The organism is Pedobacter zeae, from assembly GCF_014196715.1.
GTDB lineage: Bacteria > Bacteroidota > Bacteroidia > Sphingobacteriales > Sphingobacteriaceae > Pedobacter > Pedobacter zeae.
This window is the reverse complement of record NZ_JACIEF010000003.1, coordinates 355,749-372,063: the sequence shown is the minus strand read 5'-3', so window position 1 is coordinate 372,063 and position 16,315 is coordinate 355,749. Positions and strand designations below refer to the sequence as shown.

Here is a 16,315-nt window from a genome sequence, read left to right as displayed (position 1 = left end):
TTTATGAATCATAACCATCCGGTATTTACAGATAACGACCCGCAAAGTGAGCTGGTAACCTTAAACTTAGGCCCAACGCACCCTGCAACCCACGGCGTTTTTCAGAACGTTCTGCAATTAGATGGCGAACGCATTGTAAGCGGCGTTTCAACAATTGGGTATATCCACCGTGCTTTCGAAAAGATTGCCGAACACCGCCCGTTCTATCAGATTACACCACTTACCGACCGTTTAAATTATTGTTCTTCGCCCATTAATAATATGGGCTGGCACATGACGGTTGAGAAGCTGCTGAATATTAAAATGCCGAAGCGTGTAGATTATCTTCGGGTAATCGTTATGGAGCTTTCGCGTATTGCGGATCACATTATCTGCAATACAATCATTGGTCAGGATACCGGTGCCACAACCACATTCCTTTACCTTTTCCAGTTCCGTGAACATATTTATGAGATTTTCGAGGAGGTTTGTGGTGCACGTTTAACTACAAATATTGGTCGTATTGGTGGTTTTGAAAGAGATTTTAACGATATCGCTTTTGCCAAAATCAATAAATTCTTAAAAGAATTTCCTGCGGCATTAAAAGAATTCGAGAACCTGTTAACCCGCAACCGTATCTTTATTGACAGGACTGCCGGAGTTGCAGAAGTAAGCAAAGAAATTGCTTTAGAATACAGTTGGACAGGCCCACTGTTACGTGCTACCGGTGTTGATTACGATGTGCGTGTGAGCGACCCGTATTCTTCATACCAGGATTTCGATTTTGAAGTTCCTGTTGGTACCAGTGGCGATATTTACGATCGTTATTTGGTTCGCAATGAGGAAATGTGGCAGAGTGTACGCATTATTGAGCAGGCTATGGAGAAATTAAAATCGGAAGAAAAAGGTATTTTCCATGCCGATGTTCCTGATTTTTACCTCCCTCCTAAACAGGAAGTTTACAACAACATGGAAGCACTGATCTATCACTTTAAAATTGTGATGGGCGAAATTGATGCGCCAAAAGCAGAAGTTTATCACGCTGTAGAAGGCGGAAACGGCGAGTTGGGTTTCTATCTGATCAACGATGGAGGTCGTACCCCGTACCGTTTACACTTCCGCAGACCAAGTTTTATAAATTACCAGATGTTTGCGCCAATGAGCGAGGGCATGTTATTGTCTGATGCCATTATCAACATGAGTAGTATGAACATTATTGCAGGAGAATTAGATGCTTAAAGTAGAAGAACAAACACCTGTAACGTTTTCATCAGAATTGCTTGCCAAATTTGATGAAATAAAAAGCCGTTATCCGGAGGGAAAACAAAAATCAGCTCTGCTACCCTTATTACATTTGGTACAGGCCGAGTTTCTGTGGGTACCAACATCGGCAATGGATCAGGTAGCTGCATATTTAAATATTCAGCCTATTGAGGTGTATGAGGTAGCTACATTTTATACCATGTACTTTTTAAAACCTCAGGGTAAATATGCTTTGGAGGTTTGCCGTACCGGACCTTGTTGCTTGGTGGGAGCCGAAAAAATATTAAGCCACTTAGAAGATAAGTTGGGTGTTAAAGAAGGTGAAGTTACGCCTGATGGCCTTTTCAGCTTTAGAGGAGTTGAATGCTTGGCCGCCTGTGGCTTCGGGCCGGTTTTACAAATCAGTCCGGAATATACCTTCTACGAAAACCTCACTACAGAGAGTGTAGATAAACTGATTGAAGATTTGAAAAATAAATAAGATTTGAGAAACTAGATCTGAGATATGAGAATAGGCAGTTGGTCTAAAATCTCATATCTCACATCTCATATCTATAAACAATGAGTCGCAAATTATTACTTGAGCATATAAACGTACCAGGCATCAATACACTTGAGGTCTATCGCCAGAAAGGCGGGTACCGTGCCGTTGAAAAAGCCCTTAAAACTTTAACGCCAGAAGAGGTTGTTGAAGAGGTTAAGAAATCAGGCTTGCGCGGTCGCGGTGGTGCGGGTTTCCCAACAGGAATGAAATGGAGTTTTTTGGCTAAGCCTGAAGGTGTTGCCCGTTACCTGGTTTGCAACGCCGATGAGTCTGAACCGGGAACTTTTAAAGACCGTTACCTGATGACTTACATTCCGCATGCTTTGATTGAAGGCATGATTGTTTCGAGTTTTGCTTTAGGTGCAAAGGTTTCATACATCTACGTTCGTGGAGAGATGATGCCTCAGATCCGCATCCTGGAGAAGGCCATTGCTGAAGCAAAAGCGGCAGGATGGTTAGGCAAAAACATTTTAGGGACCGGTTACGATTTAGAATTATATGTTCAGCCGGGTGGTGGTGCCTACATTTGCGGTGAAGAAACTGCTTTGTTAGAATCGCTTGAAGGCAAAAGGGGTAACCCCCGCATTAAGCCACCTTTCCCTGCGATTGCAGGTTTATACGGTTGTCCGACGGTAGTAAACAACGTAGAATCGATTGCTGCAGTGGTGCCAATTATTAACGATGGTGGTGATGAATATGCTAAAATCGGTATCGGTAGAAGTACAGGTACCAAACTAATATCAGCATCAGGTAATTTAGTAAAACCAGGTGTTTACGAAATCGAACTGGGTTTACCTGTGGAAGAATTTATCTATTCAGATGAATATTGCGGAGGTATTGCTAACGGAAAACGTCTGAAAGCAACAGTTGCAGGTGGTTCATCCGTTCCGGTTTTACCGGCTAACCTCACTTTAAAATTGGCCAATGGTGAGCCCCGCTTAATGAGTTATGAATCATTATCTGAAGGTGGTTTTGCTACCGGAACCATGTTGGGATCCGGCGGTTTTATTGCTTTTGATGAAGATCAGTGTATCGTACGCAATACCTGGAATTTTTCGCGTTTCTACCACCACGAAAGTTGCGGACAATGTTCGCCATGCCGTGAAGGTACTGGCTGGATGGAAAAAATCCTGCATAAAATTGAGCACGGACATGGTACCATGGATGATGTAGATTTATTATGGGATGTTCAGCGTAAAATTGAAGGAAATACCATTTGCCCGTTAGGTGATGCTGCAGCATGGCCGGTTGCCAGTGCTATCCGTCATTTCAGAGATGAATTTGAGTGGCACATTAAAGAGCCGGTAAAGAGCCAGAGCCAGAATTATGGTTTAGCAAACTATGCTACGCCGATTGAAAAAGCTCCGGTAACGGAAGAGAAATAAATCGCACCGTTTCGTGTCTTCACGAAACGAAAGCTAATAAATACAATTGGTTCGTGGCAACACGAACCAAGAAAATAATAAAGAATATCATTAACCATGAGTGAAAAAGTTAAGGTTACGATAGATGGTATAACAGTAGAGGTTGATAACGGAACCACCATCCTGAATGCTGCAAGGCAAATCGGGGGTGATATTGTTCCTCCGGCCATGTGCTATTATTCCAAGTTACAAGGCAGTGGTGGTAAATGCCGTACCTGTATTGTTAAGGTAACAAAAGGTTCGGAAAAAGACCCTCGTCCAATGCCAAAATTGGTTGCATCTTGTCGTACAACCGTAATGGATGGGATGGAAGTGCTTAACATTACTTCACCTGAAGTTTTGGAAGCACGTGCCGGTGTAGTGGAAATTTTATTGATTAACCATCCATTGGATTGCCCGGTTTGTGATCAGGCAGGGGAGTGCGATTTACAGAATTTAGGTTACGAGCACGGTCTGCAAAAAACCCGTTATGAGTTTGAGCGCCGTACTTTCGAACGTATTGATATTGGTGATAAGATCCAGTTACACATGAACCGTTGCATTTTATGCTACCGTTGTGTTTTTACTGCCGACCAGATCACCAACAAACGTGTTCACGGCATTCTAAACCGTGGCGATCATTCAGAAATTTCTACTTACATCCAGCAGGCGGTTGATAACGATTTCTCCGGAAACGTAATTGATGTTTGCCCTGTTGGTGCTTTAACTGATAAAACTTTCCGTTTCAAAAACCGCGTTTGGTTTACCAAACCAGTTGATGCACACCGCAACTGCGACCATGAAAAATGCAACGGTAAAGTAACCCTTTGGTACAAAGGAGAAGATGTTCTCCGTGTTACCGCACGTAAAGACCAGTTTGGAGAGGTTGAAGAGTTTATCTGCAATACTTGCCGTTTCGATAAAAAAGCAACATCTGACTGGGTTATCGAACATCCAACGCATATCGATGATACTTCGGTAATTGCATCTAACCACTACGAAACTTTAAAACCATTGCCGGTAATTAAACCAAATGCAGCATTACAGGCCGCAAACGAAATTGAATTACATAAAACAGTAAAATACTAATGGATACAGGTTTTATTATAGAAAAGTTTATTCTGGTAGCGGTAATTTTCGGTATCAGTTTGGTAATTGCCATGTATTCTACCTATGCTGAGCGTAAGGTTGCTGCATTTTTACAGGATCGTTTAGGCCCGGATAGAGCTGGCCCCTTTGGAATTTTGCAGCCACTTGCCGATGGGGTTAAGATGTTCATGAAGGAAGAAATTATTCCTACTACCTCAAACAGGTGGTTATTTATCGTAGGCCCTGGTTTAGCTTTACTTTGTGCCTGTATAGGTACTGCCGTTATTCCATGGGGAACCCCCGTATTAATTGCCGGAAAAACCATTTCATTACAGGTTACCGACATCAATGTTGGTGTTTTGTACATTTTTGGTGTTGTGTCTCTTGGTGTTTATGGCGTAATGATTGGTGGCTGGGCATCTAACAACAAATATTCTTTATTAAGTGCCATCCGTGCCGCATCGCAAAATATCAGTTACGAAATTGCTATGGGTTTATCAATCATTGCTTTGCTTCTGATGACCAACACCTTAAGCTTAAAAGAAATCGTAGCACAACAACATGGTCTTAATTGGAATGTATGGTATCAACCACTAGGATTTATCATTTTCATGGTATGTTCTTTTGCTGAGACCAACCGTGCTCCATTCGATCTACCGGAATGTGAAACAGAGTTGATCGGTGGTTACCACACGGAGTATTCATCAATGAAATTGGGTTTTTACCTGTTTGCGGAGTACATCAATATGTTTGTTTCATCAGCCGTAATGGCTGCACTATATTGGGGCGGTTATAATTATCCGGGTATGGATTATGTGGCAACACATTTAGGCCCAACCTGGGCGCCACTGATAGGAACCGGGGTATTCTTTTTGAAAATTGTATTATTCATCTTTTTCTTCATGTGGGTACGCTGGACCATCCCGCGCTTCCGTTACGATCAATTGATGAATTTAGGTTGGAAAGGCTTAATTCCTTTAGCCATTGCCAACATTATAATAACTGGAGTTGTGATTGCGATTATTGAGAAGTTTTAATTATGGAATCATTAAGTAATAAGAAAAAAGTACTGGAACAAAAGCCACTGAGCTTTATGGAACGGATGTACCTTCCGGCAATTGTTAAGGGAATGGGCATCACCATTAGCCACTTATTCAAAAAAGAGGCTACAGTAAGATATCCGGAAGTAGAACGCGAATTCTCGACCAACTTTAGGGGGATGCACTCACTTAAGCGTGATGAAAAGGGAAGAGAGCGTTGTACCGCCTGTGGTTTATGCGCTTTATCTTGCCCTGCTGAAGCAATTACCATGATTGCCGCAGAGCGTAAGCCTGAAGAAAAACACTTATACCGCGAAGAGAAATATGCTGCAACTTATGAAATTAACATGTTGCGTTGCATTTTCTGCGGATTATGCGAAGAAGCTTGCCCTAAAGAGGCCATTTATTTAGACGGACCAATTGTACCTGCTGATTATTTACGTAAAGATTTCATTTATGGAAAAGATAAGCTGGTAGAGGCGCCATTGGAAATGAAAAAATAATAGTATAGTCAGCCTACCTGCAGACTGTATAATTAAGATAATCGTCATGCTGGATTTATTTCAGCATCTTCTTGATAAGACCCTGAAATAAGTTCAGGGTGACGAAAACAGATAAAACAAAAAACAAATTAATGAGTACACAAGTATTCTATTTCGTAGCTACATTAAGTATCATTTTTTCACTGATGGTGATTTTTGCGAAAAATCCAATCCACAGTGTATTGTACTTAATTCTTACCTTTTTCACCTTCACGGTACATTATGTATTGCTGAACGCGCAATTTCTGGCTGTTGTAAACTTTATTGTTTATATGGGGGCTATTATGGTATTGTTCCTTTTCGTGCTGATGTTACTCAACCTGAACAAGGAAACCGAACCTTCTAAATCGCCACTGATTAAAATTGTGGGCGTAATTGCCGGGGGTTGCTTAATTGTTACCCTGATCGGTTCGTTAAAGGCAGCAAGCATCAGCAGTCCGTTAATTTTAAAAAATCCGGGATTAGGCTTGGTAGAAAACTTAGGTAAAGAGCTTTTCGGCCCGTTCTTATTACCGTTCGAATTATCATCTCTGTTACTGTTAGCAGCAATGGTTGGAGCCGTTTTATTATCTAAAAGAGATGAGGTAGAAGCATAATGGAAAATTTAACTACACAAATGGCAGGCGTGCCGCTAAATCATTACATCTATCTAAGTGCAATTATTTTTACTATTGGTGTAATTGGCGTGTTAACCCGCAGAAATGCAATCGTAATTTTTATGTCGGTAGAGTTGATGTTAAACGCAGTTAACTTGCTTCTAACCGCTTTCTCTGTGCATAGCAACGATCCTTCAGGACAGGTTTTCGTATTCTTCATTATGGCTTTGGCAGCTGCAGAAGTTGCAGTAGGTTTGGCGATCATTGTAATGGTATACCGAAATACGAAATCGATAGATATTAATGTTTTAAATCGCCTTAAGTGGTAAATATATAATAAGAATGACAATAGAACAATTGATTTGGTTGGTTCCCTTACTTCCTTTTTTAGGTTTTGTAATTAACGGACTAGGCAGAAAATCTTTATCTAAAGGACTTGTTGGTATCATCGGAAGTGGCGTTATTTTAGCTTCTTTCATCATCAGCGTAGTTATTTTCTTTAGCTTACAAGGCGATACACAAAAAGCTCACGAAGTATTTTTATTTGATTGGATCAGTGCTGGTGCATTACACATTCCTTTATCATTCCTGGTTGATCCGTTAAGTTCGATCATGCTCCTGATTATTACCGGAATAGGTTTCTTAATCCACCTTTATTCTACAAGCTATATGCACGATGATGAAGGTTTCGGTAAGTTTTTCAGTTACCTGAACCTGTTTGTATTCTTCATGCTTTTATTGGTATTGGGTTCTAACTATATCGTGATGTTTATTGGCTGGGAAGGCGTTGGTTTATGCTCGTACCTGCTAATCGGTTTCTGGTATACCAACAGTGCTTATGCCTCGGCAGCTAAAAAAGCTTTTGTTATGAACCGTATTGGCGATTTAGGCTTTTTATTAGGAGTATTTTTAATTTTCAATTTCTTCGGAAGTTTAGAATTCTCAAAAATTTTCCCTCAGGCAGCTAACATGCTACCTGGTAATAATACCTTGGTTTTAATTACCATTTTATTGTTTATTGGTGCCTGCGGTAAATCGGCGCAATTGCCTTTGTTTACCTGGTTACCAGATGCCATGGCCGGACCAACTCCTGTTTCGGCATTAATCCACGCTGCAACGATGGTAACGGCGGGTATTTATATGATTGCCCGTTCAAGCGTATTGTTCGATCTTGCTCCACTTACCCAGCACATCATTGCCATTGTTGGAGCAGCAACCGCTTTAGTAGCAGCTATTATCGCCTTAACCCAAACCGATATTAAAAAAGTATTGGCTTACTCAACCGTATCGCAATTGGGCTATATGTTTTTAGGCTTAGGGGTAGGCGCTTACACAGGTTCTTTCTTTCATGTATTAACACATGCATTCTTTAAAGCATTATTATTCTTAGGTGCCGGCTCGGTTATTCATGCCATGCACCATGAGCAGGATATGCGTCACATGGGTGGATTGAGAAGCAAACTTAAAACTACATTTGCCACCATGATGATCGGCACGATCGCAATTGCCGGTTTACCGCCGTTCTCTGGTTTCTTTTCAAAAGACGAAATTTTGGCTCACGCTTTTCAGGCAAGCCCTGTACTTTGGGGAATCGGGGTATTAACAGCATTCTTAACGGCATTTTATATGTTCAGGATGATGTTCCTTACATTCTCTGGAAAATACCGCGGAACGCATCATGCCGAAAGCCATATTCACGAATCGCCAGCTGCTATGACGCTACCTTTGGTAATTTTAGCTGTTCTGGCTGCAATTGGTGGGGCCATTAACTTTCCGCATATTTTTGGCGGTAACGAATGGTTGGCCCACTGGTTAACAGGTGCGGGTGTTGCACAGCATGAGCTTGATTTAAGCCATTCTACCGAGCTGGCCTTGATGGGTACTTCGGTTGCAGCAGCAGTTATCGCGTTATTATATGCCTATACTAAATATGTAAAAGGTGCGCATGTTCCGGTTGCCGATGAGGCACCGCGTTCGGCACTGGCTAAATTATCGTACAACAAGTTTTATTTGGATGAAATTTACGATTTCATCATTACCAGGCCTTTGGATATCCTTTCTAAATTCTTTTACCGCATTATCGACAACAAGTTTATCGATGGCATTGTAAACGGATTGGGATGGGGCACAAACGAGGCAAGTAAAGGCCTTCGCTTATTACAGAGCGGAAACGTGGGTTTCTACCTGTTTATGATGGTATTTGGTATCATCGCGTTATTGATCTATACATTTAGTTACATATTATAAAAAGGGTTCAAAAATAAATAATGGAACAACTTTTACTACTTATATTTCTTCCGCTTGTGGGTGCTGTTATCGCAGCATTTGCAGGTAAGTCGGCTAAAATAGTTTCGACCGTATTTTCGGTAGCTTCTTTAGGGCTGACTTTGTTTATCGCCTGTAACTTCATCCCGGATGCGAGTACGCAGTTTGAGGTAAATCTACCATGGATTGCTAATCTGGGCATTAACTTCCATGCCGGTATCGATGGTATCAGCATGTTGGTGGTTTTATTGACCAACTTATTAATCCCGATTATTATCCTGTCAAGCTATAAACACGACTATAAAAATCCGGCTGCTTTTTATGCATTGATTTTATTTATGCAAGCTGGCTTATTGTTGGTGTTTACTGCTTTAGATGCTTTCCTTTTCTATATTGGTTGGGAAGCTGCATTAATTCCGATTTATTTTATTTGTGCTTTCTGGGGCGGAAAAGACCGTGTTCGCATTAACATGAAGTTTTTCGTGTACACCATCGCTGGTTCGTTATTTATGCTAATGGGGATCATTTACCTCTACCTGCAAAACCCGGCGCACAATTTTGAAATCTCAGCTTTTTATGCCTTAAACCTGGATGTAGCACAGCAGGGATGGATTTTCTGGGCATTCTTTATTGCTTTTGCGATTAAAATGCCGGTTTTCCCTTTCCATACCTGGCAACCCGATACCTACACTGCTGCACCTGCACAAGGTACCATGTTATTATCGGGTATTATGCTAAAAATGGGTATTTACGGGGTAATCAGATGGTTATTGCCAATTGTACCGGCCGGTGTTCAGGATTGGTCGTGCGTGGCAATAGGCCTGTCAATTATCGGCATTGTATATGCATCATTAATTGCCTTTACGCAAAAAGATGCCAAACGTTTGGTCGCTTATTCTTCAATTGGCCACGTGGGTTTGATTTCTGCAGGTATTTTTGCTTTAAACCAGCAAGGCATGCAGGGTGCAATGGTGCAGATGCTTAGTCATGGTATTAACGTAGTAGGTTTATTCTTTGTGCTGGATATTATTTTCTCACGTGTTAAAACCAATAAAATAGAAGAATTAGGAGGTATTGCTAAAGTAGCTCCTCAGTTGGCTATCGCCTTTCTGATTATTGTTTTGGGAACCGTGGCTTTACCGGGAACAAACGGCTTCATCGGCGAATTCTTATTGTTAATGGGCGTTTATAATGTAGGGATTTGGGCTGCAGCAATTGCGGGCTTAACCATCATTTTTGGTGCAGTTTACATGTTGCGCATGTACCAGAATGTAATGCTGGGCAAAACAAACGAATTAACCATCACATTCAGCGATATACAGGGGTCAGAGAAATTTGTCCTTTATTTGATCTGTGCTTTAATTATCGTTCTGGGCGTTTATCCAAAGCCGTTATTGCACTTAACAGAGGCATCTGTACAACATTTATTAGAACAGGTAAATCAAAAATTAACATCAGTAAAATAAGCAATGAATATTATAATAACCATTAGTATAACAGCTTTTATTGTTCTTTACGCAGGTTTGTTTAAAGCAAATAAAGCATTATTGCCGCTTACCGTTGTTGGCTTACTTACTGCCTTGGGCTTTACTTTTTGTGCCTGGGGTGATAATACTGTTCATTTCGGAATGATGCAGACCGATAATTTTGCACTTGCATTTTCTGGCGTTTGTATTGTTGGAACCCTTTTGATTTTCTTATTAACCCAAAATTATTTTCACGCTAAAAGCGATAATATTGCCGAGTACTACACCCTGATCCTTTTTGCACTTGCCGGAATGGTCATGATGGTATCCTATAAAAACATGGCGATGTTGTTTGTGGGCTTGGAGATCATGTCGGTGAGTTTATATATCCTGGCCGGTATCCGCAAAAAGGATTTTGCTTCAAACGAAGCTTCGTTAAAGTATTTCTTAATGGGAGCTTTCTCAACAGGGTTCCTGTTGTTTGGTATTACACTGATTTATGGTGCTACAGGTTCGTTCGATCTGGATAAAATCCAGGCTTACCTGGTAAATAATACTACTGCAATTTCGCCGATCTTTTATCCTGGAGTAATCCTGATGATGATTGGTTTATGCTTTAAAATTGGTGCCGCACCTTTCCATTTCTGGACGCCGGATGTTTACGAAGGAGCACCTTCTTTAATTACCACCTTTATGAGCACTGTGGTTAAAACCGCTGGTTTTGCTGCATTTTTACGCTTGTTTGAAGGTGCTTTGGCTCCATTGCACGAGTTCTGGGTAATGCCATTAACGGTGATTGTTTGTTTAACCTTATTTATCGGAAATGTAACAGCCCTGTTCCAAAAGAACTTTAAGCGCATGTTAGCTTACTCAAGTGTTTCACATGCCGGGTACCTGTTATTTTCATTGATCGTACTTACCAAAAACTCGGGTAGCAATGTATTGGTTTATGCATCGGCTTATACTTTCGCTTCTATTATCGCCTTTGCTGTACTGATTTTAGTGAAGCAAAAAACCGGTAACGACAGCTTTGAAAGTTTCAATGGCCTGGGTAAGAAAAACCCTTTGGTAGCATTATCTTTAACTATTGCCATGCTCTCTTTGGCCGGTATTCCGTTAACTGCTGGTTTCATCGGTAAATACCTGATGTTCTTAAATGTAATGACCGAATATAAAACCTTGCTGGTGGCTTTTGCAATCTTAAATGCATTGGTGGGTTTCTATTATTATTTCAGGGTAATTGTTGCCATGTGGTTTAAAGATGGCGCTGAAACAACGCTTGCTACACCGGTACAATATAAAGTTGTGTTGTTGGTATCGGTAGTAATTACTCTTATTTTGGGCGTTTATCCTGCAATTATTTTAAACCTGATATAGGTATGCTGTTGTTTAATAATTATTTGTAGTTTTACGAATAATTGAATATGCACGATTTTTGGAATAACCTGCATCAACTACTTGATCCCGAAAAATTATTGAGGGAGGGCGGTTTCTATCTCGTTGTATTCGTAATCTATGCAGAAACGGGTCTGTTTTTTGGGTTTTTTCTTCCTGGTGATTACCTGCTGTTTTTAGCAGGCATGTTTGTGGCAACCGGTAAACTGGATGTAAATATTGCAGTTCTTTTAGCCGGACTTTGTATTGCGGCGATTTCGGGTAATTTTACCGGCTATTGGTTTGGCAGAAGAACCGGGCCATTATTGTATACCAGAAAAGACAGCTTCTTTTTTAAGAAACGCTATTTAAAAGCTGCAGAAGATTATTATAACAAACAGGGAGCCTTTGCATTGATTATGGGGCGCTTTGTGCCCATTGTTAGAACTTTTGCACCGATTTTTGCTGGGGTGGTAAAATTGGAATTTAAAAAGTTCGCCCTGTACAATATTATTGGTGGTGTGCTGTGGATCTGCTCTTTAACCCTATTGGGCTATTTTTTGGGCAGAAGATTCGAAAGAGAAATAAACGATTATTTATTATATATTATTATTGGCTTTATCCTTATTACAACTATACCATTATTAATTACCTTTGTAAAAAGAAAAGTGGTGAGTGGTTCTGAAGAAGATAAAACAGATTTAAATTAAAAATGGCAAAAGACGAAACCCACGCGTGGCATAGCGTATCTCCTGGAAAAAACGTTCCAGAAATTGTTAACGCAATTATTGAAATTCCAAAAGGCTCAAAAGCAAAATACGAAATAGACAAAGAATCAGGTCTGATCAAATTAGATAGGGTTCTTTTTTCGTCGGTAATGTATCCGGCAAACTATGGCTTTATTCCGCAAACTTATTGCGATGATAAAGATCCCTTAGATATTTTAGTGCTTTGTTCAGTTGATGTATATCCAATGACATTAATTGAAGCGAAAGTAGTAGGGGTGATGCATATGGTTGATAACGGAGAGCAGGATGATAAAATTATCGCTGTTGCTGCTCACGACATGTCAGTAAACTACATTAACGATTTAGATGAATTACCTCCGCATCAAATGAAAGAGATTGTTCGTTTCTTTCAGGATTATAAAGCATTAGAAGATAAAAATGTAACTATCGAACATTTATTGGGTGTTCGTTATGCGCATAAAGTAATTAAAGAAAGCATAGAACTTTATAACACAACATTTAGAGAATTAGCTTAATGGATTTACCCACGGTCTGTTTGTTTTTAAATTCAGCGTTAAGTACAATACTACCAACCTCCAATGTAGTTCTTGTAGCCTTACAGGAACCAGATACCGGATCGGTTGGATGGCGGTTGTTCTTCGCCTTATTTTTGGTGCTGTTAAATGGATTTTTTGTGGCGGCAGAGTTCGCCATTGTAAAGGTTCGTGCATCTCAAATAGAAATTAAAGCAAAATCGGGCAGCCGGGTGGGTAAAATGGCCAAAACCATTATCCATAATCTTGATGGATATCTGGCAGCAACGCAATTGGGTATAACGCTTGCATCACTTGGCTTAGGTTGGGTTGGTGAAGGCGTTATGCATACCATCTTTAAAAATCTTTTCGATAGTTTAAAGTGGGGACTCAGCGATGCAAGTATCCATACAGCATCAACCATTGTAGCCTTCTCTCTAATCACCATCATGCACATAGTGTTTGGCGAGTTGGCACCAAAGTCATTTGCTATACAAAGACCGGTAGCGACAACGTTATTTGTTTCGGTGCCACTGCAGTTATTCTATGTAGTTCTCCGCCCTTTCATCTGGATACTTAACAGTTTTGCTTCCATCATCTTAAAACCTTTCGGTATTGATACTTCTGCCGGGCACGAATCTATTCACAGTACCGAAGAATTACAGTACCTGCTCGATCAGGGCAAAGAAAGTGGTGCACTGGATAACAACGAACATGAGCTGATCAAAAATGTGTTCGATTTTAATGAGCGGGTGGTAAAAAATATCATGGTACCGCGAACCAAAATTTCGGGTATCGAACTCACTTCAGATAAAGAAGAAGTAATTGATACCATTATCAAAGAGGGCTACTCACGTTTACCGGTTTACGATGAGGTAATGGATAAAATTGTTGGTATTATCCATGCAAAAGATGTTCTGCCATTAGTGGCGGCCGGCAACCAGACATGGACGGTTAATGATATTATCCGCAAACCATATTTCGTAACGGAAACTAAAAAAATTAACGATCTGATGAGCGAACTGCAAAGTAACCGCATACAGATTGCTATTGTTTTGGATGAATTTGGCGGTACGGCCGGTATGGTTACCCTGGAGGATATCGTTGAAGAACTGGTTGGTGAAATTCAGGACGAATACGATGAAGAAAAGCCATTGGTTGAGAAAGTTTCGGATAATGAGTTTATTGTAAATGCCTTCGCAACCGTTTATGATGTAAATGAGCACTTGCCGCACGATTTGCCGGAAGATGAAGATTTCGATACCATAGGTGGCTTGGTTTCACACATTTTTGAGCGTATTCCTGAAGTTGGTGAAAGTAACGAATCTTACGGTTACCTGTTTACCATTCTTAAAAAAGCAGAGCAGAATATCGAAACCATCAAGTTAGAATTGGTAATCAATAAAGAAGATATGGTTGATAATCACTAATTTCAGCTATGCATATTTTTTATACGCCGGATATCACCCAAAATACATACACCCTTAATGAAGAAGAGAGTAAACATTGTGTAAGGGTTTTGCGTCTTACAGTGGGCTCAGTGGTAAACCTGGTTGATGGAAAAGGTGGGTTTTATACTGCTGAAATTATTGCTGATAATCCTAAAAAGGTCTCACTGGCTATATTAAATGTAGAAAGGGAGTTTCATAAACGCAATCATTACCTCCACATTGCCGTTGCCCCAACCAAAAACATAGATCGCATCGAATGGTTTTTGGAGAAAGCTACCGAGCTGGGTATTGACGAGATTACACCGATTATTACTGACCGGTCGGAACGAAGGGTAGTTAAAGAAGATCGCCTGAATAAAGTAATCACTTCTGCAGTCAAACAGTCGATCAAAGCTTATCACCCTAAATTAAATGAGGCCATTTCTTTGGATGCTTTTTTAAAGGAACCATTTACTGGTGATAAATTAATTGCACATTGCATCGATAATGGAGAGAAAAAATACATATCCGAACTGGTAATTCCGCACCAAAAATACCTTATACTTATTGGCCCCGAGGGAGATTTCACACCCGAAGAAGTGAATTTAGCTTTGAACAAAGGCTTTAAAGCACTAACTTTAGGTGATAACAGGTTACGCACAGAAACTGCTGCTTTATCTGTTTGTTTTGAAATCAATTACCTTAACCGATAGTAAGTTTGAAGTTTTCAATTTTCAGTTTTCAGTTTTCAAAAAAAGCAAAGCTATCGGCTTTTTGCTTTTGCCTTTTAGCTTTTAGCTTTTTGCTTTGGTCTTTCAGCACTTTTCCTCCAACGTACCGGATGGCCAAATTAAAATATAGCGGAGGTGGCGATTGGTATGCAGACCGCACAGCACTGCCAAATTTAATCTCTTATTGTAATGCCAATATTAAAACTAATTTTTATCCCGAAGAAAGCATTGTTGAGGTAGGATCGAAAGAGATATTCAATTACCCTTTTATTTATATGACGGGGCATGGTAATGTGGTGTTCAGCGATCAGGAAGCTAGAAATTTAAGGCAATACCTTACCGGTGGAGGCTTTCTGCACATTGATGACAATTACGGTTTGGATAAATTTATCAGGCCGCAGATGAAAAAGGTATTTCCGGAATTAAACTTTGTTGAACTGCCTGCCAATCATCCCATTTATAACCAAAAATTTAAGTTTCCTGCAGGTTTGCCAAAAATCCATGAACATGATAATAAACGCCCACAAGGATTTGCCTTGATTTTTAAGGGGAGAGTAGTTTGTTATTATACCTACGAATGCGATTTAGGCAATGGTTGGGAAGACTTTGGTACTTATCCTGAAGATAGCCAGGAAACGCGCACAAAGGCACTTAAAATGGGCGCAAACCTGGTTCAATATGCCTTAACTCAATAGCCAATGTATAAAATAAAAGTAAACGATCAGTTTTTATTTGAACTGGAAGACAGGGATTCAGTTCTTATGGTAAACGGTAATCCCGTTCAGCTCGATTTAAGTAAACTTGGTCATAGTGGTACACATGTTTTATACCAGAACAGGTCATTTAATACCGAAGTTATTGAACTGAACAAGGCTGATAAAACCTGTAAAATAAAGATAAATGGAAATATCTACCAGGTTAGTGTTGAAGATCAGTTTGATGTTTTGTTAAAACAGCTTGGGCTGGATAATTTAAACACCAATAAGGTATCAGAAATTAAGGCACCAATGCCCGGTTTGGTATTAAAGGTTCTGGTTGAAGAAAATGCCGAAGTTAAAAAGGGCGATAACCTGCTGATTTTAGAAGCCATGAAGATGGAGAATATCCTGAAATCTTCAACTGACGGTATCGTTAAAAAGATTTTGATTAAGCAAGGCGATAAAATAGAAAAGAACCAGGTTCTGGTTCAATTTAAGTAGGCCATATGTCATTTCGAGCGGAGTGCAGCGTAGCCGAGAACCACGAAGTGCTCAGCGAAGCTAAATCTAACCCGAGATAGATCTCTCCATTCCACTTCGTTTCAGTCGAGACGAATCTCGTTTAATAAAACGC

17 protein-coding genes are annotated in these 16,315 nt (G+C 40.2%); all 17 read left to right on the top strand.

Annotation, left to right across the window (positions count from 1 at the left end; all coding sequences use genetic code 11):
- Nucleotides 1–3: 3 nt before the first annotated feature.
- Nucleotides 4–1,218, top strand: a complete 1,215-nt coding sequence (locus GGQ60_RS14595; RefSeq protein WP_183765730.1) for an NADH-quinone oxidoreductase subunit D — start codon at nt 4–6, stop codon at nt 1,216–1,218.
- Nucleotides 1,211–1,723, top strand: a complete 513-nt coding sequence (locus GGQ60_RS14590) for an NADH-quinone oxidoreductase subunit NuoE family protein (RefSeq protein ID WP_183765727.1) — start codon at nt 1,211–1,213, stop codon at nt 1,721–1,723. Before GGQ60_RS14595 ends, GGQ60_RS14590 begins: the two co-directional genes overlap by 8 nt.
- A gap of 80 nt (nt 1,724–1,803) precedes the next feature.
- Nucleotides 1,804–3,171 (top strand): NADH-quinone oxidoreductase subunit NuoF, encoded by a 1,368-nt coding sequence (gene nuoF / locus GGQ60_RS14585; RefSeq protein ID WP_183765724.1) that lies wholly within the window; start codon nt 1,804–1,806, stop codon nt 3,169–3,171.
- Between the two features lie 96 nt (nt 3,172–3,267).
- The gene (locus GGQ60_RS14580; protein WP_183765721.1) at nt 3,268–4,278 is read left to right on the top strand and encodes an NADH-quinone oxidoreductase subunit G; all 1,011 of its coding nucleotides are present in this window, start codon (nt 3,268–3,270) and stop codon (nt 4,276–4,278) included.
- Complete coding sequence (gene nuoH, locus GGQ60_RS14575) at nt 4,278–5,315, top strand: NADH-quinone oxidoreductase subunit NuoH (protein ID WP_183765718.1); 1,038 nt, start codon at nt 4,278–4,280, stop codon at nt 5,313–5,315. The genes GGQ60_RS14580 and nuoH overlap by 1 nt, the downstream gene beginning before the upstream one ends.
- A 2-nt stretch (nt 5,316–5,317) precedes the next feature.
- Nucleotides 5,318–5,821, top strand: coding sequence for a NuoI/complex I 23 kDa subunit family protein (locus GGQ60_RS14570; protein ID WP_183765715.1), 504 nt, complete (start codon nt 5,318–5,320; stop codon nt 5,819–5,821).
- A 131-nt stretch (nt 5,822–5,952) separates the two neighbouring features.
- Nucleotides 5,953–6,456, top strand: coding sequence for an NADH-quinone oxidoreductase subunit J family protein (locus tag GGQ60_RS14565; protein WP_183765712.1), 504 nt, complete (start codon nt 5,953–5,955; stop codon nt 6,454–6,456).
- Nucleotides 6,456–6,785: an NADH-quinone oxidoreductase subunit NuoK gene (gene nuoK, locus GGQ60_RS14560; protein WP_039472993.1), complete on the top strand. Its 330-nt coding sequence runs from the start codon at nt 6,456–6,458 to the stop codon at nt 6,783–6,785. Before GGQ60_RS14565 ends, nuoK begins: the two co-directional genes overlap by 1 nt.
- Nucleotides 6,786–6,798: 13 nt before the next feature.
- Nucleotides 6,799–8,703, top strand: coding sequence for an NADH-quinone oxidoreductase subunit L (gene nuoL, locus GGQ60_RS14555; RefSeq protein ID WP_221235974.1), 1,905 nt, complete (start codon nt 6,799–6,801; stop codon nt 8,701–8,703).
- 20 nt (nt 8,704–8,723) lie between these two features.
- Nucleotides 8,724–10,187 (top strand): complex I subunit 4 family protein, encoded by a 1,464-nt coding sequence (locus GGQ60_RS14550; protein WP_183765710.1) that lies wholly within the window; start codon nt 8,724–8,726, stop codon nt 10,185–10,187.
- A gap of 3 nt (nt 10,188–10,190) precedes the next feature.
- Complete coding sequence (locus GGQ60_RS14545) at nt 10,191–11,564, top strand: NADH-quinone oxidoreductase subunit N (protein ID WP_183765707.1); 1,374 nt, start codon at nt 10,191–10,193, stop codon at nt 11,562–11,564.
- Between the two features lie 47 nt (nt 11,565–11,611).
- A complete protein-coding gene (locus GGQ60_RS14540) occupies nt 11,612–12,271 on the top strand; it encodes a DedA family protein (protein WP_183765704.1) in 660 nt (219 codons plus the stop codon).
- A 2-nt stretch (nt 12,272–12,273) separates the two neighbouring features.
- Nucleotides 12,274–12,825, top strand: coding sequence for an inorganic diphosphatase (locus tag GGQ60_RS14535; protein WP_183765702.1), 552 nt, complete (start codon nt 12,274–12,276; stop codon nt 12,823–12,825).
- Nucleotides 12,825–14,252, top strand: a complete 1,428-nt coding sequence (locus tag GGQ60_RS14530; RefSeq protein ID WP_229685128.1) for a hemolysin family protein — start codon at nt 12,825–12,827, stop codon at nt 14,250–14,252. Before GGQ60_RS14535 ends, GGQ60_RS14530 begins: the two co-directional genes overlap by 1 nt.
- An 8-nt stretch (nt 14,253–14,260) precedes the next feature.
- Entirely contained in the window at nt 14,261–14,965 is a 705-nt protein-coding gene (locus GGQ60_RS14525; protein WP_183765699.1) for a 16S rRNA (uracil(1498)-N(3))-methyltransferase, read from the top strand.
- Between the two features lie 128 nt (nt 14,966–15,093).
- The gene (locus GGQ60_RS14520; RefSeq protein ID WP_183765697.1) at nt 15,094–15,678 is read left to right on the top strand and encodes a DUF4159 domain-containing protein; all 585 of its coding nucleotides are present in this window, start codon (nt 15,094–15,096) and stop codon (nt 15,676–15,678) included.
- A gap of 3 nt (nt 15,679–15,681) precedes the next feature.
- On the top strand, nt 15,682–16,182 hold the full coding sequence (locus tag GGQ60_RS14515) for an acyl-CoA carboxylase biotin carboxyl carrier protein subunit (protein ID WP_183765694.1): 501 nt from the start codon (nt 15,682–15,684) through the stop codon (nt 16,180–16,182).
- Nucleotides 16,183–16,315: the final 133 nt, after the last annotated feature.

Excerpts from the sequence above, each read along its gene's own strand:
- GGQ60_RS14595 (WP_183765730.1), top strand. The coding sequence starts at position 4 with ATGAATCATAACCATCCGGTATTTACAGATAACGACCCGCAAAGTGAG.
- GGQ60_RS14590 (WP_183765727.1), top strand. The coding sequence starts at position 1,211 with ATGCTTAAAGTAGAAGAACAAACACCTGTAACGTTTTCATCAGAATTG.
- nuoF (WP_183765724.1), top strand. The coding sequence starts at position 1,804 with ATGAGTCGCAAATTATTACTTGAGCATATAAACGTACCAGGCATCAAT.
- GGQ60_RS14580 (WP_183765721.1), top strand. The coding sequence starts at position 3,268 with ATGAGTGAAAAAGTTAAGGTTACGATAGATGGTATAACAGTAGAGGTT.
- nuoH (WP_183765718.1), top strand. The coding sequence starts at position 4,278 with ATGGATACAGGTTTTATTATAGAAAAGTTTATTCTGGTAGCGGTAATT.
- GGQ60_RS14570 (WP_183765715.1), top strand. The coding sequence starts at position 5,318 with ATGGAATCATTAAGTAATAAGAAAAAAGTACTGGAACAAAAGCCACTG.
- GGQ60_RS14565 (WP_183765712.1), top strand. The coding sequence starts at position 5,953 with ATGAGTACACAAGTATTCTATTTCGTAGCTACATTAAGTATCATTTTT.
- nuoK (WP_039472993.1), top strand. The coding sequence starts at position 6,456 with ATGGAAAATTTAACTACACAAATGGCAGGCGTGCCGCTAAATCATTAC.
- nuoL (WP_221235974.1), top strand. The coding sequence starts at position 6,799 with ATGACAATAGAACAATTGATTTGGTTGGTTCCCTTACTTCCTTTTTTA.
- GGQ60_RS14550 (WP_183765710.1), top strand. The coding sequence starts at position 8,724 with ATGGAACAACTTTTACTACTTATATTTCTTCCGCTTGTGGGTGCTGTT.
- GGQ60_RS14545 (WP_183765707.1), top strand. The coding sequence starts at position 10,191 with ATGAATATTATAATAACCATTAGTATAACAGCTTTTATTGTTCTTTAC.
- GGQ60_RS14540 (WP_183765704.1), top strand. The coding sequence starts at position 11,612 with ATGCACGATTTTTGGAATAACCTGCATCAACTACTTGATCCCGAAAAA.
- GGQ60_RS14535 (WP_183765702.1), top strand. The coding sequence starts at position 12,274 with ATGGCAAAAGACGAAACCCACGCGTGGCATAGCGTATCTCCTGGAAAA.
- GGQ60_RS14530 (WP_229685128.1), top strand. The coding sequence starts at position 12,825 with ATGGATTTACCCACGGTCTGTTTGTTTTTAAATTCAGCGTTAAGTACA.
- GGQ60_RS14525 (WP_183765699.1), top strand. The coding sequence starts at position 14,261 with ATGCATATTTTTTATACGCCGGATATCACCCAAAATACATACACCCTT.
- GGQ60_RS14520 (WP_183765697.1), top strand. The coding sequence starts at position 15,094 with ATGGCCAAATTAAAATATAGCGGAGGTGGCGATTGGTATGCAGACCGC.
- GGQ60_RS14515 (WP_183765694.1), top strand. The coding sequence starts at position 15,682 with ATGTATAAAATAAAAGTAAACGATCAGTTTTTATTTGAACTGGAAGAC.